19 protein-coding genes are annotated in these 22,567 nt (G+C 69.8%); 7 read left to right on the forward strand and 12 right to left on the reverse strand.

Features of this window, described 5'->3' with window-relative positions; translation table 11 throughout:
* Positions 1-21: 21 nt before the first annotated feature.
* From QSK35_RS06740 to QSK35_RS06750, 3 genes are all read right to left on the reverse strand, one after another.
* Positions 22-3,666 (reverse strand): nSTAND1 domain-containing NTPase, encoded by a 3,645-nt coding sequence (locus QSK35_RS06740; protein ID WP_285743309.1) that lies wholly within the window; start codon positions 3,664-3,666, stop codon positions 22-24.
* A 63-nt stretch (positions 3,667-3,729) separates the two neighbouring features.
* Positions 3,730-4,596, reverse strand: coding sequence for a class A beta-lactamase (gene bla, locus QSK35_RS06745; RefSeq protein ID WP_285743311.1), 867 nt, complete (start codon positions 4,594-4,596; stop codon positions 3,730-3,732).
* 61 nt (positions 4,597-4,657) lie between these two features.
* A complete protein-coding gene (locus tag QSK35_RS06750) occupies positions 4,658-6,058 on the reverse strand; it encodes an aminotransferase-like domain-containing protein (RefSeq protein WP_285743312.1) in 1,401 nt (466 codons plus the stop codon).
* A gap of 65 nt (positions 6,059-6,123) precedes the next feature.
* On the opposite strand from QSK35_RS06750, the gene QSK35_RS06755 reads away from it, so the two are divergent.
* On the forward strand, positions 6,124-7,281 hold the full coding sequence (locus QSK35_RS06755) for a trans-sulfuration enzyme family protein (RefSeq protein ID WP_285743313.1): 1,158 nt from the start codon (positions 6,124-6,126) through the stop codon (positions 7,279-7,281).
* A gap of 3 nt (positions 7,282-7,284) precedes the next feature.
* Here the strand turns inward: QSK35_RS06755 and QSK35_RS06760 are convergent, their stop codons facing one another.
* The 6 genes from QSK35_RS06760 to QSK35_RS06785 are packed head-to-tail and all read right to left on the reverse strand — an operon-like array spanning position 7,285 to position 14,170.
* Complete coding sequence (locus QSK35_RS06760) at positions 7,285-8,676, reverse strand: GH1 family beta-glucosidase (protein ID WP_285743315.1); 1,392 nt, start codon at positions 8,674-8,676, stop codon at positions 7,285-7,287.
* A 14-nt stretch (positions 8,677-8,690) separates the two neighbouring features.
* A complete protein-coding gene (locus QSK35_RS06765; protein WP_285743316.1) occupies positions 8,691-9,686 on the reverse strand; it encodes an ABC transporter ATP-binding protein in 996 nt (331 codons plus the stop codon).
* Positions 9,683-10,564 carry an ABC transporter permease gene (locus QSK35_RS06770; RefSeq protein WP_285743318.1) on the reverse strand — a complete coding sequence of 294 codons (882 nt, stop codon included), beginning with the start codon at positions 10,562-10,564 and terminating at the stop codon, positions 9,683-9,685. The genes QSK35_RS06765 and QSK35_RS06770 overlap by 4 nt, the downstream gene beginning before the upstream one ends.
* A complete protein-coding gene (locus tag QSK35_RS06775) occupies positions 10,564-11,544 on the reverse strand; it encodes an ABC transporter permease (RefSeq protein WP_285743320.1) in 981 nt (326 codons plus the stop codon). The genes QSK35_RS06770 and QSK35_RS06775 overlap by 1 nt, the downstream gene beginning before the upstream one ends.
* Positions 11,541-12,515, reverse strand: coding sequence for an ABC transporter ATP-binding protein (locus QSK35_RS06780; protein WP_285743322.1), 975 nt, complete (start codon positions 12,513-12,515; stop codon positions 11,541-11,543). Before QSK35_RS06780 ends, QSK35_RS06775 begins: the two co-directional genes overlap by 4 nt.
* On the reverse strand, positions 12,512-14,170 hold the full coding sequence (locus QSK35_RS06785) for an ABC transporter substrate-binding protein (protein WP_285743325.1): 1,659 nt from the start codon (positions 14,168-14,170) through the stop codon (positions 12,512-12,514). The genes QSK35_RS06780 and QSK35_RS06785 overlap by 4 nt, the downstream gene beginning before the upstream one ends.
* 132 nt (positions 14,171-14,302) lie before the next feature.
* On the opposite strand from QSK35_RS06785, the gene QSK35_RS06790 reads away from it, so the two are divergent.
* The gene (locus tag QSK35_RS06790) at positions 14,303-15,481 is read left to right on the forward strand and encodes an ROK family transcriptional regulator (protein WP_285743327.1); all 1,179 of its coding nucleotides are present in this window, start codon (positions 14,303-14,305) and stop codon (positions 15,479-15,481) included.
* 243 nt (positions 15,482-15,724) lie between these two features.
* On the opposite strand, the gene bla (QSK35_RS06795) is transcribed toward QSK35_RS06790, so the two are convergent.
* Positions 15,725-16,597: a class A beta-lactamase gene (gene bla / locus QSK35_RS06795; RefSeq protein ID WP_285743329.1), complete on the reverse strand. Its 873-nt coding sequence runs from the start codon at positions 16,595-16,597 to the stop codon at positions 15,725-15,727.
* Positions 16,598-16,627: 30 nt separating this feature from the next.
* Positions 16,628-17,464, reverse strand: coding sequence for an alpha/beta fold hydrolase (locus QSK35_RS06800; protein ID WP_285743330.1), 837 nt, complete (start codon positions 17,462-17,464; stop codon positions 16,628-16,630).
* A gap of 93 nt (positions 17,465-17,557) precedes the next feature.
* Between QSK35_RS06800 and QSK35_RS06805 the strand changes: the two genes are divergently transcribed.
* The 5 genes from QSK35_RS06805 (at position 17,558) to QSK35_RS06825 (ending at position 22,079) form a co-directional block, all read left to right on the forward strand.
* Positions 17,558-18,328 carry a metalloregulator ArsR/SmtB family transcription factor gene (locus tag QSK35_RS06805; protein ID WP_285743331.1) on the forward strand — a complete coding sequence of 257 codons (771 nt, stop codon included), beginning with the start codon at positions 17,558-17,560 and terminating at the stop codon, positions 18,326-18,328.
* Positions 18,325-18,927 (forward strand): dihydrofolate reductase family protein, encoded by a 603-nt coding sequence (locus QSK35_RS06810; RefSeq protein WP_285743332.1) that lies wholly within the window; start codon positions 18,325-18,327, stop codon positions 18,925-18,927. Before QSK35_RS06805 ends, QSK35_RS06810 begins: the two co-directional genes overlap by 4 nt.
* The gene (locus QSK35_RS06815; RefSeq protein WP_285743334.1) at positions 18,924-19,826 is read left to right on the forward strand and encodes an ornithine cyclodeaminase family protein; all 903 of its coding nucleotides are present in this window, start codon (positions 18,924-18,926) and stop codon (positions 19,824-19,826) included. The genes QSK35_RS06810 and QSK35_RS06815 overlap by 4 nt, the downstream gene beginning before the upstream one ends.
* A gap of 583 nt (positions 19,827-20,409) precedes the next feature.
* Positions 20,410-21,414: an AF_0692 family protein gene (locus tag QSK35_RS06820; RefSeq protein WP_285743336.1), complete on the forward strand. Its 1,005-nt coding sequence runs from the start codon at positions 20,410-20,412 to the stop codon at positions 21,412-21,414.
* The gene (locus tag QSK35_RS06825; protein WP_285743338.1) at positions 21,411-22,079 is read left to right on the forward strand and encodes a lysophospholipid acyltransferase family protein; all 669 of its coding nucleotides are present in this window, start codon (positions 21,411-21,413) and stop codon (positions 22,077-22,079) included. Before QSK35_RS06820 ends, QSK35_RS06825 begins: the two co-directional genes overlap by 4 nt.
* A gap of 48 nt (positions 22,080-22,127) precedes the next feature.
* Here the strand turns inward: QSK35_RS06825 and QSK35_RS06830 are convergent, their stop codons facing one another.
* Entirely contained in the window at positions 22,128-22,550 is a 423-nt protein-coding gene (locus QSK35_RS06830) for an enediyne antibiotic chromoprotein (RefSeq protein ID WP_285743345.1), read from the reverse strand.
* Between the last annotated feature and the right edge of the window lie 17 nt (positions 22,551-22,567).

Genomic DNA, 22,567 nt, shown 5'->3' on the forward strand with positions numbered 1-22,567 from the left:
GTATCTCCACCGAGCTACCGGTCACCCGCATGGCGGCTGGTACGGATGCGTCCCGAACTGCGCCACCCACTCCTCACGCGTGATCGGCGTCCCCGCCACCTCACAGACCCGCCGCGCGGCCGCCTCGAGATCGGTGTCCCAGAACCGGATGGTGTGCTGGTTGTTCGCCACCGCGATGCGACGGCCGTCCGGGGTGAAGAACACGTTGGCCACGTTGGCGTCCGGACTGCGCAACACCGCACCCGGCGCGGGCTGCCGCGGGTCCGTGATGTCCCACAGCCGCGTGGAGCTGTCTCCGCTCGTGCTGATGAGGGAACGGTTGTCCGGACTGAACCACACGGACCGGATCGGTCCACTTTGGTCGGTCACGGTAGACAGCAACCCAGTATCGGCAACGTTCCACAGGCGTGCGGTGCGGTCGAGTCCGGACCCGGCGAGCAGCTTGCCGTCCGCGCTGAACGCGACCCCGGTGACGGCCTCGCGGAACCCGGTCAGCTTCGCGATCTGCCGGGGCGTGGAGCCGATGTCCCACAGCCGGACGGTCCGGTCGGTATTGCCCGAGGCCACCAGCCGGCTGTCCGGGCTGAACGCGATCGCGTTGACGTTGCGCACGTTGTCGGCGAGCGTCGCGAGTCTGACGGCCGCGCGGGGGTTCGTGACGTCCCACAGCACGAGGTCGCCCGCGTCGTCGCCGGTGGCCAGCCTCTTCCCGTCCGGGCTCCAGGCCAACCTGCTGACCGTCTCGCGGTAGCCGTCGAGCACAGCGAGCGGCGACGAGCTTTCGACGTCCCACAAGCGCACGGTGCGGTCGCGGGACGCCGTCGCCGCCGTCGAACCGGACGGATGGAACGCCACGGCGTGGACCGAGTCGGTGTGGCCGGTCAGCGTCGCCAGTGGCGTGAGTTTCTGCCAGTCGGTGCGCCACAGGCGAACCGTCGGGTCGAGGCTCGCCGTCGTCGCGACCAACCCGCTGGGCGGATGCGCGTAGATGCCCTGCAGCTCGGTCGCGTGCCCGGTCGGGTTGGACAGCGGCTGGTGCCACAGGTAGGCGCGGCCGGCGCTGCTGGAGCTCGCGAGCAGGCTGCCGTCGCGGCTGAACGCGACGTCGCGGACCCGGTTCGGCTGGGTGAGCCGGGCGATCTCCTGGCGCGCGGGCACGTCCATGATCCGGATGACGCCGTCGTTGCCGCCCAGCGCCAGCCGGGTGCCGTCCGCGGTGAACGCCAGGCCGCGCACCAGCACGTCCGGGCCGGGGAACGCGACCGCGGTGTCGGTCACCAGCGAGATCGCGTGCGTCTCGTCGGCCACCGCGAGCGTCCGTCCGTCCGGGCTGAACGCGAGTCCGCTCACCGGCCCTTTCGCCGTGAGAACCAGCTTGTCCTGCAAGAAGACCCGGCCGTCCGGTCCTGCGATGGCGAGCATGCCGGATGAGCTGAACGCGACGCCGGTCACCTCATGATCGGCAGCCAACCCCATGGAGACCGGCTCGCGCGGCCGCACATCCCACAGTTGCGCGGTCGGCCCGGCGGTGGCGAGCACGGTCGTGTCCGGGTTGAACGCGACGCCGTTCACCTTGGTACCGGGCAGGATCGTGGCGACCGGCCGAGGCGAGCCGGGTGAAGAGACGTCCCACAACCGCACGCCGTCGTACCCCGATACCGCGAGCAGCCGGCCGTCCAGACCGAACGCCACGTCCGTCACCCGGCCGGTGTTGGGCAGGGTCGCGACCTTCACCGGACCCGCCCACAGCTCGACGACCCCGTCCACGGCGCCGGTCGCGAGCAGGCCGCCGGAAGCGGTCAGAGCGATCGTGTCGATCTGGTCACCGGACCCGTGCAGCCGCGTGGGGTAAGGCGCGGCGAACGTGCTCAGCACCGCGCTGCGCGCCTCCGGCGTGTCCGCGATCCGGTAGGCCGCCAGGCCCACCTGACCGGCGAGCGACGGGTCCGACGCGAGCAGACCGACGGCGCGTTCCCCGGCCTGCCGTGACGTCGCCCGGTCCCGGTCCGCGACCGCCTGCCGCCACTGCACCACGGCCGCGGCACCGGCGATCGTCGTGAGCAGCACGAAAACCGTCAGCGCCGCCACGAGCTGCCGCAGCCGCCGGGTGCGGCGCCGGGCGGCGGTCTGCTCGGCGGCCTCCGCGTTCAGGCTCGCCGTGAGGAACCGCCGTTCCCTTGGTGTGAGGGCGTTCTCGTTCGCGGCCGCCCAGTCGCGGGCCGACGCGAGCCGCACCCCGCGGTACAGCGCACCGTCGTCGTACTGGACCGCCGCCCACGTGTCGGTCGCCTCGGTGAGCTGGCGGTGCAGCCGCAGCCCCTCGCGGTCGTCGGACAACCAGTCGCGCAGCCGCGGCCAGCTGCGGATCAACGCCTCGTGAGTGATCTCGACCGTGGTGTCGTCGATCGTGATCAACCGCGCGGCCGCGAGCCGTTCCAGCACGTGCACCGTGACATCGCCGTCGTCGAGGGTGTCGCGCGCGACGCGCCGCTTGGTGTCGGCCGTGCCCTCGCCGAGCGCGGTGAGCCGCAGGAAGATCTGCCGGGCGGCGGCCTGGCCCGCCGGGTCCAGCGTGCCGTAGACCTCCTCGCCGCTGCGGGTGATCGCGTGCTGGATGCCGCCCGCTTCCTCGTATCCCTCGATGGTCAGCCGCAGGCCGCGCCGCCGGCGCCACGTCTCCAGCATCGCGTGCGACACCAGCGGCAACGCGCCGGGCTGCCCGGCCGCCTCGGCCACCAGCCGCGCCACCAGCGCGGTGTCCAGCACGCAGCCCGCCCGCGCGGCGGGCTGGGTGATCGCCTCGCGCAGTTCGTCGGCATCCATCGGCCCGACCAGGACCTGGCTGTCCTGCAACGCCGCGACGAGCCGCGGGTACCGGCCGCAGTGGCCGTAGAAGTCCGCGCGCACCCCGATCACGACCCTGGTGCGGCTGGTCGCCGCCTCGGCCGCACCGACCAGTGCGTCGACGAACCACGCCCGCTCCTCGTCGTCACGGCAGAGCGTGAAGATCTCCTCGAACTGATCCACGACGAGCAGCACGTCTGACCCGGTCATCCGCAGGTGCAGATGCAGGTTGGCCGGATCGCTCAGCTCGACCCGCATCCGGCCGACGGGCTGGCCGGTGAGCCCCGCGAGCATGATCGCGCACTCTTCGCGCGGACTCGGTCCGGGCGTGAACACGACGACCCGCCCCTCGAAGCGGGCGGCGAGCCCGGCCCGGAGCAACGAGGACTTCCCCGAGCCGGACGCGCCGAACACCCCGAGGAACCGCCGCTCCCCCACTCGTTCGACGAGCTGCGCGACCAGCGCGTCCCGTCCGAAGAACCGGTCGGAATCGTCCACTTGGAACGCCGACAACCCCAGGTAGGGCGGCCGGCCGCCGTCGTCCAACGGCGGCCCGGCCAGCTCCGCGGATAGCTCACGCCACCGCTCGCGCCACTCGTCGACGTCTCCCCCGCACGCCTCCACATAGGCCAGCGTCACCGCGAGGCTCGGCAGCTTGCGCCCGCTCGCGGCGTCCGACAACACCGTCACCGAGTAGTGCGCCCGCGCGCTGAGCTCGCGATATGTCGGCTTGCCCGCCTTCTCCCGCAGCAACCGCAGGTCGGCCGCGAACATGCGCAGCGCGCTGTCCTCGGGCCCGAGGGGCCGTTCGGGTCGAGGCATGAGGGCTTCCCCGTTCTTCGTTCCGCTGAGCGGAACGGTAGCGGGCCCCCTCCGCCGAACGCCTCAGGACAGCTCGGCCGCCAGGACCGCGGCGGTCCGCGCGACGAGCTCCTCGTCCCGCGGCGCCTGCGGGTCCGGTTTCGTGGTCAGCACCGACAGGACGAGCGGCCCGCGACCGGGAGGCCACGTGATGCCGACGTCGTTGGCCGTGCCGTAGTCGCCGGAACCGGTCTTGTCGGCCAGCCGCCAGTCCGCGGGCAGTCCCTTGCGGAATCGGTTGAGACTGGTGGTGTTCGCGAGCAGCCACCCCATCACCCGCTCCCGATCCTGCGGCTGCAGCACCCGCCCGAGCGCGATCTTGGCGTACGTGCGGCCGATCGCCCTCGGTGTGGTCGTGTCGGTGATCCGCCACGGTTCGGCGGTGTTGAGCTCGGGCTCCCAGCGGTCGAGCCGCGTCACGAAGTCGCCGGTGTGGCGGCAGAACGACGTGACCTCGGTGGGCCCACCGAGCTCGCGCAGCAACAGGTTGCCCGCGCAGTTGTCACTGAACGAGATCGCCGCCGAGCACAGCTCCTCGATGGTCATCCCGTCGGCGACGTGGTACTTGGTCTTCGGCGCGTACTTGGACTTGTCCACGTCCTCCTGGGTGTAGAAGACCCGCTTGTCCACAGATATGCCGCGGTGCAGCACGGCGGCCGCGGCGAGTGTTTTGAACGTCGAGCACATCGGGAACCGCTCATCGGCCCGGTATCGCACCGACGCACCGGTCCGCGGGTCGAAGGCGAACACACCGAGCCGGGCTCCGTGTTCGCGTTCGAGGTCACGCAACTGTTGGGTCACATTGGACGCGGACGCGGTCCCCTGAACCGCGACCGACAACAGCGCGCCCGCACCCAGTGCCAGGGCCGAACGACGGGAGGTGGCTTTCACACCGATTCCTCTCGATAGTCGTGAACGTCTATCAGGACGTCGCACGATCATGAAAGGTTGCTCAGACCACGAGGGCTTGCACCCGCGACCCGCCGTTGCCGCCCAGCTGCCGCCACGCCGCCCACGCTTCGGTCAGCCGGCGGACGCACTCGGTCAGTTCCTCCGGCGGCGCGGTGAACGGCAGCCGCAACCGGTCTTCGCTGCCGCCGCTCGCGTCCAGCGCACCGCCGGGCAGCACCGACACACCGTGGCGCAGCGCGAGTTGGGCGAAGCTGGACGCGTCGCAGCCGGGCAGCCGCACCCACAGGCACTGACCGCCGGCGACCTCCTCGAATGTCCAAGGCAACGCCGAACGCAGCGCCGCACACAAGTGATCATGGCGCTGTTTCAACACCTCGGCGCGGCGCCGGCCCAGCTCGTCGAGCCGTGGCACGAGCTCGGCCGCGGCGAGCTGCTCGAGCGCGGCGCTGCCGAGGTCGTGGATCACCTTCACCCTGGCCAGGCGCGCGATGTCCGCCTCGCCCGCCCGGATCCACCCGACCCGCAGGCCGCCCCACACCACCTTGCTGAGCGAGCCCACCGTGAGCACGTCCGGAGCGAACGCGGCGAGACCGGGCGGCGGGTCGCCGTCGAACGAGAGTCCGGCCTGCACCTCGTCATCGATGAGCTGGATGCCTTGCGCGACGGCGGTTTCCACGATCCGGCGCCGGACCAGTGTGGACATCGTCGTGCCGGTCGGGTTGTGGTTGGTGGGGTTGACGTACGCCAGGCGCGCACCACCCGGCGCGTCCAGCGGTACGACGGCCGCGGCGGCGTCGCGGAACACCTCGAGCGCGCCGGGATAGGTCGGCACCTGCACGGCCACGGTGTCGCCGGGACCGACGAACAGCCGCGCCAGCAGCGCGAGTGCCTGCTGCCCTCCCGTGGTGACCAGGATCTGCTCGGCGGTCGTCGGCACCCCGGCCTCGGTGTACCGGCAGGCCAGCGCCTCCCGCAGTGCGATGTGCCCCAACGGGTAGTAGCCGATGTCGCCGCTGTCCACGCCGGGCAACCGGGACAGCGCGCGCTCGTAGGCAGTGATCAACTCGGGTGGCGGCCCGTGCGGCGCGGTGCACGCGAGCGGCAGCACGCCGTCGAGCGGTTCGAGGTAGTTGACGAACAACGGGTTGATCGCCGGCACCGCACCCGGCAACACGGGCACCGCCGGCGCGACGCGGGTGCCCCGGCCCTGGTGGCGTTCGACCTTGCGTTCCTGGCGCAGCCGTTCGTAGGCGTTGACCACGGTGCCCCGGCCGACCGCGAGGTGTTCGGCCAGCGTGCGGTCCGGCGGCAACGGCGTGCCGGGCGGCAGCTGCCCGGAGTCGATGAGGCGGCCCAGGCGGTCGGCGAGCAGCAGGTACAGCGGCCCGCGACCGGCCGACCAGCGGCCGAGCTGACCGATCAACCGGTCGATTGGCTCCACAAGCAAACCAATTTAGCCGGAATTGGCTCTGTCTGGGAACCATTGGCCTGGCCAGGCTGAAGGACATGACGACATGGAAACCAGCCACCACTGCAGTGCACGTGTCCGCCCCCTCCCTGTCGAACTCCCGCCCCATCAGTGTCCCGATCTACCAGGCGTCGAACTTCGCGTTCGACGACCCCGACGCGCTCGCCGAGGCGCTGGAACGCCCGGACGGCGCCTTCGCCTACAGCCGCTACGCGAACCCGACGACCCGCGCGCTGGAGAACAAGCTCGCCGAGCTGGAAGGCGGCGTGGCCGCCGTCGCCACGGCGTCCGGCATGGGCGCGATCAACTCGGTGCTGCTGGCGTCGCTGCGGGCCGGCGACCACGTGATCGCGCAGCAATGCCTGTACGGCGGCACGTTCGCGACGTTCAAGGACCTCGCGGAGCGCTTCGGGATCGAGGTCACCTACGTGCCCGGCGACGACCCGGCCGAGGTCGCGGCGGCGGTGCGGCCGAACACGCGGCTGTTGTACCTGGAGACCATCGCGAACCCGCTCACCACGGTGATCGACCTGCCCGCGTTCCTCGCGGCGGGCAAGGAAAAGGGGCTGCTCACGGTCGTCGACAACACGTTCGCCACGCCGCTGCTGTGCCGCCCGATCGACCACGGCGCCGACGTCGTGCTGCACTCCGCGACGAAGTTCCTCGGCGGTCATTCCGACGTCACCGCGGGCGCACTGGTCTTCGCCGACGAGCAGCGGTACCGGCAGGTGTGGCAGCACACCATGGAACTGGGTGCGTGCATCGACCCGTTCGCGGCATGGCTGCTGATCCGCGGCATCCAGACCCTGCCGCTGCGCATGCGCCAGCACTGCGCGAACGCCGCCGTGATCGCTTCACGGCTCGCCGCACATCCCGCGGTCGCGGAGGTGCACTGGCCCGGCAACCACGCTGTCGCGCAACGGCTGCTGCCCCACGGGTTCGGCGGCGTGGTGTCGTTCGACCTCGCCGGCGGCCGGGAGGCGGGCCACACGCTCGGCAAGAGCGTGCGGCTGATCAAGCTCGCGGGCTCGCTCGGTGGCGTCGAGTCGACGATCATGCACCCGGCGAGCACCTCACACCGCCAGCTCGACGCCGACGCGCTGCGCGCGGCGGGGATCGGTGAGGGCACGGTCCGGCTGTCGGTGGGCATTGAGGACGTCGAGGACATCTGGGCGGATCTGACCCAGGCGTTGTGAGGCCTAACGCGCGCGAAGGTGCCGGATCACGTCCCGGTACCATCGCGCGCTCTGCTTGAGCGTGCGCTCCTGCGTGTCGTAGTCGACGTGGATGAGGCCGAACCGCTTCGCGTAGCCGTAGGACCACTCGAAGTTGTCCATCAACGACCACGCGAAGTACCCGCGCACGTCCGCGCCGGCCTGCCGTGCCCGTGCCACGGCCGCGAGGTGCGCGTCGAAGTACGCGATGCGGTCGGCATCCTGGACGACCCCGTCATCGAGCACGTCGTCGAACGCCGCACCGTTCTCGGTGATCACCATCGGCAGACCGGGGTACTCGCGGCTGATCTTCACCAGCAGCTCGGTGAAGCCCTCGGGCACGATCTCCCAGTCCATCGCGGTGACGGGTCGCCCGAACGGCACGACCCGCTCGTCGGGATAGGCGTTGAGCTCGTACCCCTCGGCGTCGACGCCGGTGTAGCGGGCGCTGGAGTAGTAGTTCACCCCGAGCACGTCCAGCGGCTGCGCGATGATCTCCAGATCCCCGTCCAGCACGGGGATCTCGATGTTCACCTTGGCGAGGTCGGAGAGCACGTCCTCGGGATAACGCCCGTACACCAACGGATCCAGGTAGATCCGGCGCGCCAGGCCGTCGTAACGCCGCGCCGCCTCCCGGTCGGCCAGGCTGTCGCTCGCGGGCGTGGCGTTGCCCATGTTCAACGAGATGCCGAACTCCGTAGGCAACGTGGCCGCCTCGCGCATTCGTTGCGTGGCAAGGCCATGGCCGAGCAGCAGGTGGTGCACCGCGTTGATCGAGGCCGGGAAGTCCTGTCTGCCCGGCGCCTGCCTGCCCTCGTAATAGCCCAGATGAGCCGAGCACCACGGTTCGTTCAGCGTCGTCCACGTGCGGACCCGGTCGGACAACGCGTCGAACACGAGCATCGAGTAGTCCGCGAACCGGTAGGCCGTGTCGCGGACGGGCCAGCCGCCCGCGTCCTCCAGCTCCTGCGGCAGGTCCCAGTGGTAGAGCGTGAGCCACGGGTCCACGCCGCGGCCCAGCAGTTCGTCCACCAGCCGGTCGTAGAACCCGAGGCCGGCCGGGTTGACCGGCCCCTTGCCGCCGGGCTGCACCCGCGGCCACGCCACGGAGAACCGGTAGGTGTCCACGCCGAGCGCGGCGATGAGCGCGACATCCTCGGGCATCCGGTGGTAGTGGTCGCACGCCACGTCGCCGTGGTCTGCGTTGTGCACCATGCCGGGCACCCGGCAGTAGGTGTCCCAAATGGACGCTGTGCGGCCGTCCTCGGCCACCGCGCCCTCGATCTGGTACGCCGACGTCGCCACACCCCAGTGGAAGGTGGCGGGCAGGGTGTCGATCACCGCATCGTGTGCGGCGATCGGTGCCGTGATGTCCAATGTGGTTCTCCTGTTCACACGACTGGATGCAGCCAGCAGGCGACGGTGCGGTCGTCGCCGGCGTGGCCGGTCGGGACGCCCAGTTCCGGGGAGTGGTCACCGCATCGATCCATCGCGCGCGGGCAACGCGGGTGGAACGCGCACCCGGCGGGCATCGCGCGCAGGTCCGGCGGTGAGCCGGGGATGCCGCTCAGCTCACGGCGCGGTCCCTTGAGCGCGGGGAACGACCGGAGCAGACCGTCGCTGTACGGGTGCAGCGGCGTGCGGTAGAGGTCCGCCGACGCGGCCTCCTCCACCACCCGTCCGCCGTACATGATCGCGATCCGGTCGGCGAACTCGGCGAGCAGCGACAGGTCGTGGGTGATGAACACGACCGAGAAGCCGAGCCGTTCACGCAGCTCGGCCAGTGTGCTGAGGATCTGCCGCTGCACCACCACGTCCAGCGCGGTCGTCGGCTCGTCCATGATCACCACGCGGGGTTCGAGCGCGAGCGCCATCGCGATCATCACGCGCTGGCGCATGCCGCCGGACAGCTGGTGCGGGTAGCTGTCCAGCCGGTCGGCCGAGATGTTCACCAGCGCGAGCAGTTCGCGGGCCCGCGCTTTTCTCGACATCGCCGAGGAACGCGGGGCGTGCGCCTTGATCACGTCCATCAGCTGCGTGGAGACCCGCTGCACCGGGTTGAGGGAGTTCATGGCGCCCTGGAAGACCAGGGCGACCTCGGCCCACCGGAACCGGCGCAGCTCGGCGTCGCGCATCCGCAGCACGTCCACGGTCTCGCCGTCGTCGGTGTGGAACAGCACCTCGCCGCCGCGCACCACGCCGGGCGGTGGCAGCAGCCGGGTCATGCCGTAGGCCAGCGTCGACTTGCCGCTGCCGCTCTCCCCCGCCAGCCCGAGCACCTCGCCCCGGTGCAACGTGAGCGTCACGTCCCGCACGGCCTGCACGGCGTCGGCGCCGAGTCCGTATTGGACGGTGAGGCCGCGGATCTCCAGCACCCGGTCGCTCACGACGCCTCCTCGGACAGCACTGGAGTGAAGCCGACGCGCATGCGCACACCGCGCGCGGACGTGCGGCCGCGCAGGCGCGGGTTGACGTACTCGTCGATGCCGAAGTTGACCAGCGACAGGGCGGTCCCGAGGACCGCGATCGCCAGCCCCGCCGGGACGAACCACCACCACGCGCCCTGCGCGAGCGCCTGCTGGCTCTGCGCCCAGTACAGGACCGTGCCCCAGTTCCAGCCGCCCGCGTCCGACACCCCGATGAACGCCAGCGTGATCTCCGAGACGACGGCGAAGAGCACGGTGCCGACGAACCCGGACGCGATCACGGCCGTGAGGTTCGGCAGGATCTCGAAGACGATGATCCGCCACGTCGACTCGCCGGTCGCCCGCGCCGCCTCCACGTAGTCGCGCCGGCGCAGCGACAACGTCTGGGCGCGCAGCACCCGCGCGTTCCACGCCCACGACGTCAGCCCGATGGTCAGCGCGATCGTCAGGTTGCTCGTCTGCGGCAGCGAGGACGTGATGATGATGATCAACGGCAGCGCCGGGATCACCAGGAAAACGTTCGACAGCGCGGAAAGCCCCTCCCCCGCCGACCCGCTGAGGTAGCCGGACGTGACGCCGACCAGCACCGACAGCACGGTCGCCACGACCCCCGCCACCGCCCCGACGAACACGACGCTGCGGGTGCCGACCAGCACCTGGCTGAAGATGTCCTGACCGAGGTGCGTGGTGCCGAACCAATGCGCGGACGACGGCGGCAGCAGCAGGTCACTGCTGCGCTGCGACGGGTCGAACGGCGCCAGCCACGGACCGGCCACCGCGAGCACCACGAACACCCCCAGCAGCAGGAGTCCCGTGAGCGCCTTGGGATTGGATCGCATCAGCCCTCCCGCCGCGTGCGCGGGTCCAGCGCCAGGTAGGCGACGTCGGCCAGCAGGTTCGCCAGCAGCACGGACAACGTGATGATCAGGAAGATCCCCTGCATCAACGGGTAGTCCTTGGCGCCCACGGCCTGGAACAACTGCAGCCCAAGTCCGGGGTAGGAGAACACGATCTCCACCAGCAGGGTGCCGCCGACGATGAACCCGAGGGCGAGCGCGAAGCCGGACACGTTGGGCAGCAGCGCGTTGCGTGCGGCGTAGGCCACCATGACCCGCCGCTCGCTCAACCCCTTGGCGTGCGCGACGGTCACGTAATCCTCGGAGGAGACCGTCACCATCATGTTGCGCATGCTGAGGATCCAGCCGCTGACCGACGAGATGAGGATCGTCACCGCGGGCAGCAGGCTGTGCCGCAGCACGCTGCCGACGAACTCCCAGTCCCAGCCCGGAACCAGGCCGGTCTCGTAGGCGCCGCCGGCCGGGAAGAAGCTCGCCGGCCCGGTGAGCAATGCGATCGCCACCAGACCGAGCCAGAAGTACGGGATCGACGACAGGAACGTCGTGATCGGGATCAGCGCGTCCGCCCACGAGCCGCGCCGCCACCCGGCGACGGTGCCCGCCGCGGTGCCGATCGCGAAACCGATCACGGTGGTGATGCCGACCAGGCCGACGGTCCACGGCAGGCCGGTGCCGATCACGTCCGCGACCGGGCTCGGGAAGAACGTGAACGACAGACCGAGGTCGCCGCGCAGCAGCTGACCGAGGTAGTGCACGTACTGTTCGGCCAGACTCTCGTTCTTGTCGAGTCCGAAAAGGACGTACAGCGACCGGACGGCCTCGGTCGTCATCTGGCCACGCTGCTTGGTGATCAGCGCCTGCACCGGGTCGCCCGGGATCAACCGCGGCACCAGGAAGTTGATCGTGACCGCCGCCCACGCCGTGACCAGGTAGAAGGCGAACCGCTTGAGGAGGAAGCTCACGTCTCCTCCCGGTACAGCCAGCAGGCCGCGAAGTGACCGCCGCCCAGTTCGAACCGCGGCGGCACCTCCGCCCGGCAGACGTCCATCGCGAACGGGCAACGCGGGTGGAACCGGCAGCCCGGCGGCGGGTCGATCAGGCTCGGGGGTTCGCCGAACCCGCCGTCCTTCTCGGCCACCGCGGGCCGGTCCGGGTCCGGCGCCGACTCGATCAGCAGCTGCGTGTACGGGTGCGCGGGTTCCTGCGTGACGGTCTCGCTGTCACCGCCCTCGACGACCTGGCCGGCGTACATCACGATCGTCTCGTCGGCGAAGTAGCGCGCCGAGGCGATGTCGTGGGTGATGTAGAGGATCGCCAGCTGCAGCCGTTCCTTGAGGTCGCGCAACAGGTTCAGCACCCCGAGCCGGATCGAGACGTCCAGCATGGACACCGGCTCGTCGGCCAGCAGCACCTCGGGGTCCGCGCCCAACGCGCGGGCGATCGCCACACGTTGCCGCTGACCGCCGGACAGCTCGTGCGGGAACTTGTCCAGGTACTGCTCGTTGAGCTGGACCTTGCGCAGCAGTTCCGCCAGCGAACGGTTCAGGTCCTCGCCCTGGTTGCCGTGGATCTTCAACGCCCTGGTGAGGTGATATCGGATGGTGTGCACCGGGTTCAGCGACGCGAACGGGTCCTGGAAGATCATCTGGACCCGCTTGCTGTACGCCCGGAACCGCTTGCCGGACACCGGTTCGCCGTGCAGCCGGATCGTGCCCGAGGTCGGCGGGTGCAACCGCGCGAGCAGCCGTGCGACCGTCGACTTGCCGGACCCCGACTCGCCGACCAGCGCGGTCACGCTGCCCTGGCGCAGCCTGATCGACACGTCCTCCACCGCGCGCACCGCGCGGGCTGCCCCGAAGCGCCGGACCGGGAAGTGCTTGGTGAGACCGTCGGCCTCCAGAACGGGGGCCGACGGCCTGCTGTCCGTCATCATGCGGCGGGCTTCAGGTGCATCACGATGTCCAGCGCGTTCTCCAGGGTCGGCTGCGCCGGGGCGTACGGGTTCTGCTCGTCCGGCCAGCCCACCCAGTTCTTGGTGCTGTACTGGCCACCGCCGTTGGCCGCCGAGGTGATGATCACCGGCATGTCCTCGACGAAGATCCGCTGCAGCTCGTGCAACGCGTTCGTGCGGGTCGTCTCGTCCGCGGCGTTGGCGAACTCGTCCAGCGCCTTGGTGGCGGCGGCGTTCTCGTACCGGCCGTAGTTGCCGTTGATGCCGCCGGTGCCGAGCGGCTTGTACAACGCACCGTCCATGATGGACTGATAGATGTCGTACAGCGTGGCGCCGTTGTTGGTCCAGTGCATCGCGGCCTGGAAGTCGCCGGTGTCCAGGGCCTTGGTCCACGAGTCGGCGTTCTGCAGGTTGACCGTCGCGGTGACGCCGATCTTGGAGAGGTTGTCCTTGATGATCTCCAGGTCGGTGACGTAGTCGGACCACCCGGACGGCACGGTCAGCGTGATGGCGACCGGCTGACCATCCTTGCCCTTCAACGTGGTGCCGTCGTAGCTGTACCCGGCGCCGGTGAGCAGCTTCTTGGCGCCCTCGACGTCGACGGTGACCTTCTTGTCCTTGTACTGCGGGGCGATGAACGAGTCACCGGCGGGCGTGGGGATGCCGGTGATGTTGTCGACCTTCGGGTAGAAGTAGCCGGCCTCGCCCTGGGTGAAGATGTCGTCGCGGTTGACCACCATGTTCGCCGCGCGCCGCAGCGCCGGGTCGTCCCACGGCTTCGACTTGGTGTTGAACCACAGGCCGTGCACGCCGAGCACCGGCGGGAACCACAGCTTGTGGTTCTTCGGGTCCTTGCTGGTGTAGACGGCCTGGTGGTTCGGGATGAACACGAAGCTCCACTCGGCCGCACCGGTCGCGAGCGCCGTGGTCTGCGCGTTGTTGTCGCTGAACGAGGTGTAGCGGAACTCCTTGACCTTGGGCAGTTCCTGCCAGTACGAGTCCCTCACGGTGAGCGTTACCGCCTGCGGCGTGAAGGACTTCAGCACGTACGGGCCGCTCCCGACGGGGTTCTTCACCGTCTCGGTCGTCGGGTTCGCGATGGCCGACCAGACGTGCTTGGGCACGACGAACTGTTCGAGGATCTTCTTCTGGTTGACGAACTGCGACTTCGCGAAGCCGAGCGTGACCTGGTTGCCGGCCGCCGCGATGTCGCCGTACTGCACGCCCTCGATGTTCAGGCCCGCGTTCTTCTTCAGCAGCTCGAACGTGAACGCCACGTCCTCGGCGGTCAGCGGCTTGCCGTCCGACCACGTCACGCCGTCGCGGATCGTGAGCGTCAGCTTGCGGTAGTTGTCCGACCAGTCGAACTTCGTGGCGAGCCAGGGCTTCGGCGCGTCGGTCACCTTGATCTCGTTGACCATCGCCAGCGGTTCGAAGATCAACCGCCGGTAGCCCAGCGACGACGCGGCCGACGAGTTGAGGAACGGGTTGTTGTTCTCGGTCTGGGGACCGTTGGGCATGCCGACGTTGAGCACACCCGCGGAACCGCCCGCGGTGCTCGAGTTCGAGGCCGAACACGCGCCGGTGAACACCACGGCTACAGCGACGACGACGGCGGACGTTCGCCTGAGTCGCATGGGGTCTCCTTGGGGGACAGGGTGAGGCGCCCTCGAGTTGGCGGTGAGTCAACAGCGGTGACCGTCGTCACGTCAATAACGAACAGGTCACGAACTTAGGCTTATTTTTAGACTCGAACTAAGCTTCCCGCCATGCCAGCGAAACGTGCGACCGTGCGGCACCTCCGCCGGCAGAACCGGTCGGTCCTGTTGTCCGCGCTATTCTTCGACGGGCCGCTGAGCAGGCAGGAGCTCAGCGCTGCGACCGGCCTGAGCCCCGCCACCGCCAGCACCATCACCGCCGAACTGCTGGACGAGGGCCTGCTCGCCGAGGCGGGCTCGGTCGAGTCGGACGGCGGCCGCCCGCGCGTGCTGCTGCGCATCAACCCGGACTTCGGCCGGGTGATCGGCGTCGACGTGGGCGAGACCGGCATCAAGGTCGAACTGTTCGACCTGGCCATGACCACGCTGGCCACCGTGGAGCACGCGATCGCACCGGGCGACCCGCTGGCGGTCAGCGCTCTGATCGCTTCCTCGGTGCGCGATGTCGTCGACGGTGCGTTGGACAACGTGCTGGGCGTGGGCATCGGCGTGCCGGGCACGGTCGAGCAGGGCTCCGTCGTGCACGCCCAGACCATCGGGTGGGACGCCGTCCCGTTGGCGGACATGATCCGTGCCGCCGGGATCACGGCTCCGCTGTTCATCGAGAACGGCGCGAAGACCCAGGGTCAGGCGGAGATGTGGTTCGGTGCGGGCCGCGGGGCTTCGCATGTGGTGATAGCGCTGATAGGTTCCGGTGTCGGCGCGGCCGTCGTCACCGATGGCACCCTCTACCGCGGGGGCGAGTGGGGGCACACCACGATCGTCTACAACGGACGACCGTGCCGCTGCGGTTCGCGCGGCTGCCTGGAGGCCTACGCGGGTGCCGAGGGGATGCTCGACCGGTACCGGGAAGCCTTGGGACACGACGTTCCCGGTTCCGACGAACAGTCCAGTGTGGACTCACTGCTGGATTCGGATTCGCCGATCGCTCTTGAGATCGTTGCCGAGACCGTCGGCTACCTCGGTGCGGGCATCGCGAACCTGGTGAACCTGTTCAACCCGGAGCGGATCGTGCTCGGCGGGTGGGCCGGGCTGGCGCTGGGTGCGCGGGAGCTGGACCGGATCGTGGCCGCTACCTCCGCGCACGCCCTGCGGCACCCGTACGGCCAAACCCGGATCGAGCTCGGCCAACTCGGGCCGGACGCCGTCGCCGTGGGCGCGGCGACCCTTCCCGTGGCCGCGCTACTCGAGGCCGGAGCCGACCCCCGGCAGGCCCGCGTGGTCGCCTGACTCTGCTCAGATTCTGGGCAGGTGAGCAGCGACGGCGTCGAGGGTGTCCTTGCCGAAGCTGCCGGCGACATTCTCGGCCTCGGCGACAATGACGATCTTGCCCTCGCGCTGACTGCCGTAACGCAGAAGTCCGGCACTGGCCCCTCACGATCATCTACTCGTGGCCCGTCAGCACCATTGACCGTGCCGCACACCCGGACGTAGATGCGCGCAGTGGCCGCGTTCCGTGCTCGCCTGACGTTGTCACGTCAGGGTTTCCACGACATACGCGGCCGCCTCGGCAATGACACCCTCGTCGTACTTCGCATCCGCGGCCGACTTGCTCGACATGATCGCGACGAGCAGCGGCGCCGAGTCCGGCGGCCACACGAAGCCGATGTCGTTGAGCGTCCCGTAGTCCCCGGTGCCGGTCTTGTCGGCGATCCGCCAGCCCTGCGGCACGCCCGCCCTGATGCGCTTGGCCCCGGTGACGTTGCGCTCCATCAGGTCACGGAGAAAGTCACGCTTGTCCGCGGGCAGGGCGTCGCCGAGGACGATCCGCTGGTAGCTGGTGCCGATCGCCCGCGGCGTGGTCGTGTCGCGCGGGTCGCCGGGCGTCGCCTCCACGATGGCGGGCTCGACCCGGTCCATCCGGGTCTCCGTGTCGCCGAGGCCGCGCAGGTACGCCGTCAGCTCGGCCGGACCGCCGATGTCGCGCAGCAGCAGGTTGCCCGCCGTGCCGTCACTGAAGCGGACCGCGGCGTCGCACAGGGCGCGGATCGTCATGCCCGTGGCGAGGTTCTGGCCGGTGATCTTGGAGCTCTTCATCAGGTCCGCCTCGGTGTAGCGGACGACGGTGTCCAGATGGGACATGGGGTTGCGGTGCAGGACCGCCGCCGTCGCGAGCCCCTTGAACGTCGAGCAGAACGCGAACCGCTCGTCCGCCCGGTGCGCGATGCTCGCACCGGAGCCGGTCGCCACCGCGAAGACGCCCAGTCGCGCGTCGAACTTCCGCTCGATTTCGAACAGCTTGTCGTGCCGCTCAGGTGTGGAGGTGGGCGGTGCGCCAGGTGTGGCGGCGCACCCCGCCAGCGGCAGCAGTGCGAACGTTTTGAGCAGAGTGCGGCGAGCGGTCATCGTTCCCCCGATTGATCGACTACCGCAAACCTACCCGGCGAGCACCTCGCGAAGCTTGGCAGCGAACGCCTCGGGCTGACCGGCGTAACCGTGCTCGCCGCCGAGGAAACCGCCGTGGTGGCCGGGAAACACGGTCGCTTCCTGCCCGAGCAGTTCGGCCATCGCGACCGAAGTTCGCCCGGTGAAGGTGCCCGCGGACTCCTCCCCCACGGCGATCACGATGCGAGTGGGTGCCGCGAGCAGCGCGTCGACGTCGGGCTGATAGTCGGTGATGGCCAGGGAGCGGTCCGACAGCAGCGGGTCGTCGCGTTTGCCGTCGTCCTCGGCCGGCATGCCGAACTGGGCGGGGTCGGCCGGGGGCTGGGCGAAGTACTCGTCGGTGAACTCGCCGTGCCACGAGGTCATCGCGATGAACGCGGCCATGCCGGCGCCCCATCCCTTGGACTGGTAGGCGTCCATGAAGCCGTTGCGCGCACGCTCGGCGGCCGCGGCGTCGGGCAGCACCCGGATGAGCGGCGGTTCGTGCGCGACGAGGGTGGTGACGTCGCCGGGGTGGGCCGCGACGAGCGCGAGTGCGGTGACCGCGCCGCCGCTGCTGGCGAACATCTCGACCGGGCCGGCGCCCACGGCTTCGATGACGGCGTGTACGTCGGAGGCCTGCACCACCGGCGAGTTGTCGACGCGGCCGTCGTCGCGGGTGCTGCGGCCGAGGCCGCGCGGGTCGTAGGTGATGACCATGCGATCGCCGAAGTACGACGCCAGCGTCGTGAAGCCTTCGGCGGTCATCGGCTGGCCGATCATGAACAGCGGCGCGCCCTCGCCGTTCACGTCGTAGGTGACGCCGTTGTTCAGCACGTGCGTGGCCATCGCAACCCCTCCCAGTGTCGAGAAACCGCAGCTTACGCCGGTCTCGAAGATATTCCTTGACACGACTATTCTGTACGGTGAATACTTCTGGCCATGGAGCAGATCGCAGCAGCACTGGGAGACGGAGCGCGGTGGCGCATCGTCGAACTGCTCGCCGAGCGCCCCCGGTCTGTCGGCGAGCTGGCCGAGCTGACCGGGTTGCGGCAGCCGCAGACCACCAAGCACCTGCAGACGCTGGCCCGCGCGGGGCTCGTCACGGTGTTCCCGCTGGGGCAACGGCGGGTCTACGCACTGGAGAGCGAACCGCTGACGGCGTTCGAACGCCGGTTGCACGAGCTGGTCGAGAGCGTGCGCGCGGACGAGCGGGACGTCATCGAGCGCTACCGCGCCGCGATCGAAGCGGAGACCGCGGACCGCGAAGGGTGGGCCGATGGGCGCACCTTCTCGTTCGAGCGCGAGATCGCCGCGTCACTGGAGGTCGTCTGGCGGCACTGGCTGGAACCGGAGCTGCTCGCGTCCTGGTGGGCGCCGTCGTCGATGACGGTCACCGAGTGCGTGCTGGAACCCGGTGGCCGCGCGGTTCTGGAGTATCGCGACGCCGAGGGGCGGTACCGGTCCGAAGGACGGGTCCACACCGCCGAGGAACCCGAGCACCTCGCGTTCGACCTGTCCGTAATGGACGCGTTCACCGGCCACTACGACGTGAGGCTCGACGCGGTCCCGGCCGGAACACGGCTGCGAGTTGATTTGCGCATAACAGAAACGACCACCGAAGCCCTCCCCTACGTCGCCGGAATCGCGACAGGCTGGGGCCAGGTCCTCGACAACCTCGTCAACACCATCACCAGGGGAGCCAAGTCATGAGCCGCAAGGTCACCGCGAACATCAGCATCACCCTAGACGGCCGCTACAACGGTCCGGGCGGGCCCGGTGACCTGGGCGCGATCGTCCCGTACGCGATCACCGAGACCGCGCGCAACCAGATGAACCGGATCTGGGAGAACGCGACAACAGCCGTGCTCGGCCGGCGCAACGCCGAGGGGTTCCTCGGGTTCTGGCCGTCGGTGGCCGTGGACGACAACGCCGACCCGCGCGACCGCGGGTACGCGAAGTGGTTGGTGGACACGGAGAAGGTGGTCCTCTCCACCACGCTGACCGAGGCGCCGTGGGAACGCACGCGCATCGTGAACGCGCCCGCCGCGGACGTCATCACCGAGCTCAAGGCCGTCGGAACCGGGGACATCCTCGTCAACACCAGCGCCAGCGTGATCAAGGCGCTCCTCGCGGCGGACCTGCTCGACCGGCTGTACCTGATCATCTGCCCGGAGATCGCGGGCGGCGGCGAGCGGTTGTTCGAGGACGGTCTGCCGGGGTCGAAGTGGCAGGTCAGCCACCAGGAGATCGGTGACGCGGGCGAGATCGCCGTGGTCTACGACCGCGTCCGTCGAGGAGAACAGCAGTGACCATCCTGATCACCGAGTCCGAGTCGGCGGCCCTGGTCGACGAGGACCTGGCGCTGGCCGCCGCGCGCGAGGCCTTCCTGGCGGCCGGCACCGTCTTCCCGGTCGTGATCGGGCACGCTGCGGTGCCGCACAACCGGTTCACGCTGAAGTCGGGCTCGGCCGACGGCCTCGCCGGTGTCAAGATCGGCAGCTATTGGCCCGGCAACTCCGATGTCCCGCGGCACAGCTCCACCATCGTGCTGCTCGACCCGGACACGGGCCGCCTGGCCGCGGTGGTCGAGGCGGCGACCGCCAACGCCTACCGCACCGCCGCGGCCGACGCGCTCGCCGTCGACACCCTCGCGCGGCCCGACGCCCGCACGCTGACCGTGTTCGGCACCGGGCACCAGGCGTTGTACGAGGTACGGGCGGTGACGAGGGTGCGGCCGATCGACCGCGTCCTGGTCGCCGGCCGCCGTCCCGACGCCGCGCGGACGTTCGCCGAGCAGGTCACCGCGCACACGGGTCTGCCCGCCGAACCCGCGTCGGCGCAGGACGCAGTGTCCGCCGCGGACGTGATCGTGACCGCCACGACCGCGCGCGAGCCCCTGTTCGACAGCGCGTGGGTCGCGCCGGGCACGCACATCTCCGCGATGGGCGCGGACGGTCCCGGCAAACAGGAGCTGCCGCCCGAGTTGTTCGCCCGCGCGTCGCTGTTCTGCGACCTGCCGGACCAGTCCGTGACCATCGGCGAGTTCCAGCACGCGAGCAAGACTCCGGTCGCGCTCGGGGCCGTGCTCGCGGGCGAGGCCGAAGGCCGTCGATCACCACAGGACGTCACGGTGTTCGACAGCTCCGGGTTCGCCCTCCAGGACCTGACGCTCGCTGCCGCGCTCTTGCGTAGGTCGGGGCGCTGGTGAATGTGAGAGCGCTACTCAGAAGTGATCTTGACGGACAGCGCAACGGCCCTGGCCGGCTAAGATCGTTTTCTTTCCACAGAACACGATCAGCCAGGCAGGGCCGTTGCGCTCCGCGTCTACGACCGGACTTGATCACGACGAAATCGAGGAGCCGGTCGCGCGGATCCACCTGATCCGCCCATCACCACCGGCCCGGACGGCCCCCAGTGTTGGGCCTGTACCGATCAGTGTTGCTCGCCGCTACCTGCTCCTGATCGGGCAGGTGCTGTGCCCGCACACCCCACCGTTACCCGAGGCCACCCCAACGACCTGGGCTGCCAAGGCACACCGGTGATCCGGCCCCGCCGCAAACGACCCGGCCACCCCGGCCACACCCCCGACAACCACCGTCTGGAACACAGGCATCCGCATCGTCACCACCTTCGAGCACTACCGCCAAGGCTGGTGATCCACTTCTGAACAACGCTCTTACGTTCGGGTACATCGGAGTTTTCGATCGTCATGTTCGCCGGCACTAAAGGAGGAAACCCCGCTATACCAAGGAAGGCAGCCGAAGCCTCCCTCCTTTACCGACAATGGGCGCATGGGGGCACCGGTCATCGGCCTGTTTCTGCTGGCACCGTTCGTCGGCGAGTTCCTGCTCGGCAACATGCGGGTCGACGAGCTGTGGCTCGGCGTGATCCTGATCCCGTTCTACGGCGGCGGCGCCCTGCTGGTCCGCGAGCTGGGCCGCCGAGCGGGCGGCTGGCCGGCCATGGTCCTGCTCGCGGCGGCGTACGCGTTGATCGAGGAAGGCCCGGTCGACCAGCTGCTGTGGAACGACTCGTACGCGGGCCACAACCTGCTGACCGGCGACTCGTACATCCCAGCGCTCGGCATGAGCGTCGAGCTCACGCAGGCCGTGCTCGCGCTGCACACCGTGTGGAGCATCTGCGTGCCGATCGCGATCGTGGAGACGTTCGTCCCCGCCCGGCGGACCACGCCGTGGCTGGGGAAGATCGGACTCACGGTCGTCGCGCTGATCTACACGAGCACCGCGACCCTGGTGTTCCTCGGCAACTACCTGGAGTCGCACTTCCTCGCGAAGCCCGCGCAGCTGATCGGCATCACGGTCGTGATCGCGGCGCTGATCGCGCTGGCGTTCCGCGTCCGGCCGCTGCCCGCGGTGCCCGGCAAAGCACCGCACCCGCTGCTCGCCGGCGTCGTCGCGTTCCTGGGCACCAGCCTGTACTGGGGACCGGCGAACCTGGTCACGGCCGGGTGGTACGAGTGGGTCGGCGTCGCGGTGTGGTGCCTGCTCGTGGCGGTCGGCGTGCCGCTGGTGATCGGGTGGTCGGGGCGTGACGGGTGGGGGCAGCGGCACGTGTTCGCGCTCGCCGCCGGAGCGGTCCTGACCTACGTGTGGGTGTCGTTCCCGGTACAGCCCGAGTCCGGTGGGTCACCCGCGGTCGACCTGGCGGGCAACGCGGTTTTCGGCGCGATCGCGCTCGTCATCCTGGTACTCGCTGGCCGGAAAGCAGGCGTTGTATTGTCCTCCAGGGGGATGTCGGCCGACTCCGGCGCGGCGGCAGCAGGAGGAAGTCCTTGATCGCGAAGTTCGTCCGGTTCGGGCTGGGCCCACTGGTCCGCTGGATCTACCGTCCACAGATCCACGGAGTCGAGAACATCCCGGCCGAGGGTCCGGTGCTGCTGGCCTCGAACCACCGCGCCGCGCTCGACACCGGCGCCATCACGTTCGCCACGCCGCGGCAGGTGAAGTTCCTGGGCAAGGCCGAGTACTTCGTCGGCAAGGGCTTCAAGGGACGGCTGATGGCGGGGTTCCTCGGTGGACTCGGCTACGTGCCGGTCGAACGCGGCAACGCCCAGGCCGGGCTCGCCGCGCTCGAGGCGGCCCGCAAGGTCCTCGACGCGGGCGGCGTGTTCGCGATCTACCCCGAGGGCACGCGTTCGCTGGACGGCCGGCTGCACCGCGGGCACACCGGCGTCGCCGCGCTCGCCCTGGCGACGCAGGCGAAGGTCGTTCCGGTAGCCCTGCACGGAACCGAGAAGCTGCAGCCCAACGGCGCCCGCATCCCGCGCCTGGCGAAGATCACCGTGCGGTTCGGCGAGCCGATGGACTTCTCCCGCTACGAGGGCCAGGACGCCTCGCCCGCCATCCGCCGCTCGGTGACCGACGAGATCATGTACCGGATCCTGGAGCTGTCCGGCCAGGAGTACGTGGACAAGTACCACAAGCGCCCGGACGCCCAGTAGGAAAGCACTGTGAGGTGTGCCCGGCCGGGCACACCTCACCGCGTCATATCACTGGAACGAGATCCGAGCCGCCACGTGCACGGTGACCGGCTGGTCCACCGCGCCGATCACGCAGCCGCCCGCCACCGTCACGCAGTCGACCGCACCCCAGTGGGCGCCGTCGAGCGTGTACCCGTCGAACGCCTTGTGCGCGACCAGCGTGGTCGAGCCGCCACCCGACGCGTCCGCGGTGATCGTCTTGACCTGCGACCTGTCGCAGACGATCACGCCGTTCGACGGGATCGCACACTCCGACACCTGCACCGTTCCCCCAGCGGTGAAGCCGCTGACCGTCGCGGTGACCTCGGCCCCGTCCACCAGCCCGGTCGACGGGGTCACGGAGATCCCGGGACCCGCGGCGAACGCGCTCTGCGGAAAGGCGAGTGCCAGCGCGACAGCGACGCCACCGAGCAGCACAGAATTCCTCTTCAACATCCACTCCACTTGTT

It is taken from the genome of Lentzea sp. NBRC 105346, from assembly GCF_030269605.1.
GTDB lineage: Bacteria > Actinomycetota > Actinomycetes > Mycobacteriales > Pseudonocardiaceae > Lentzea.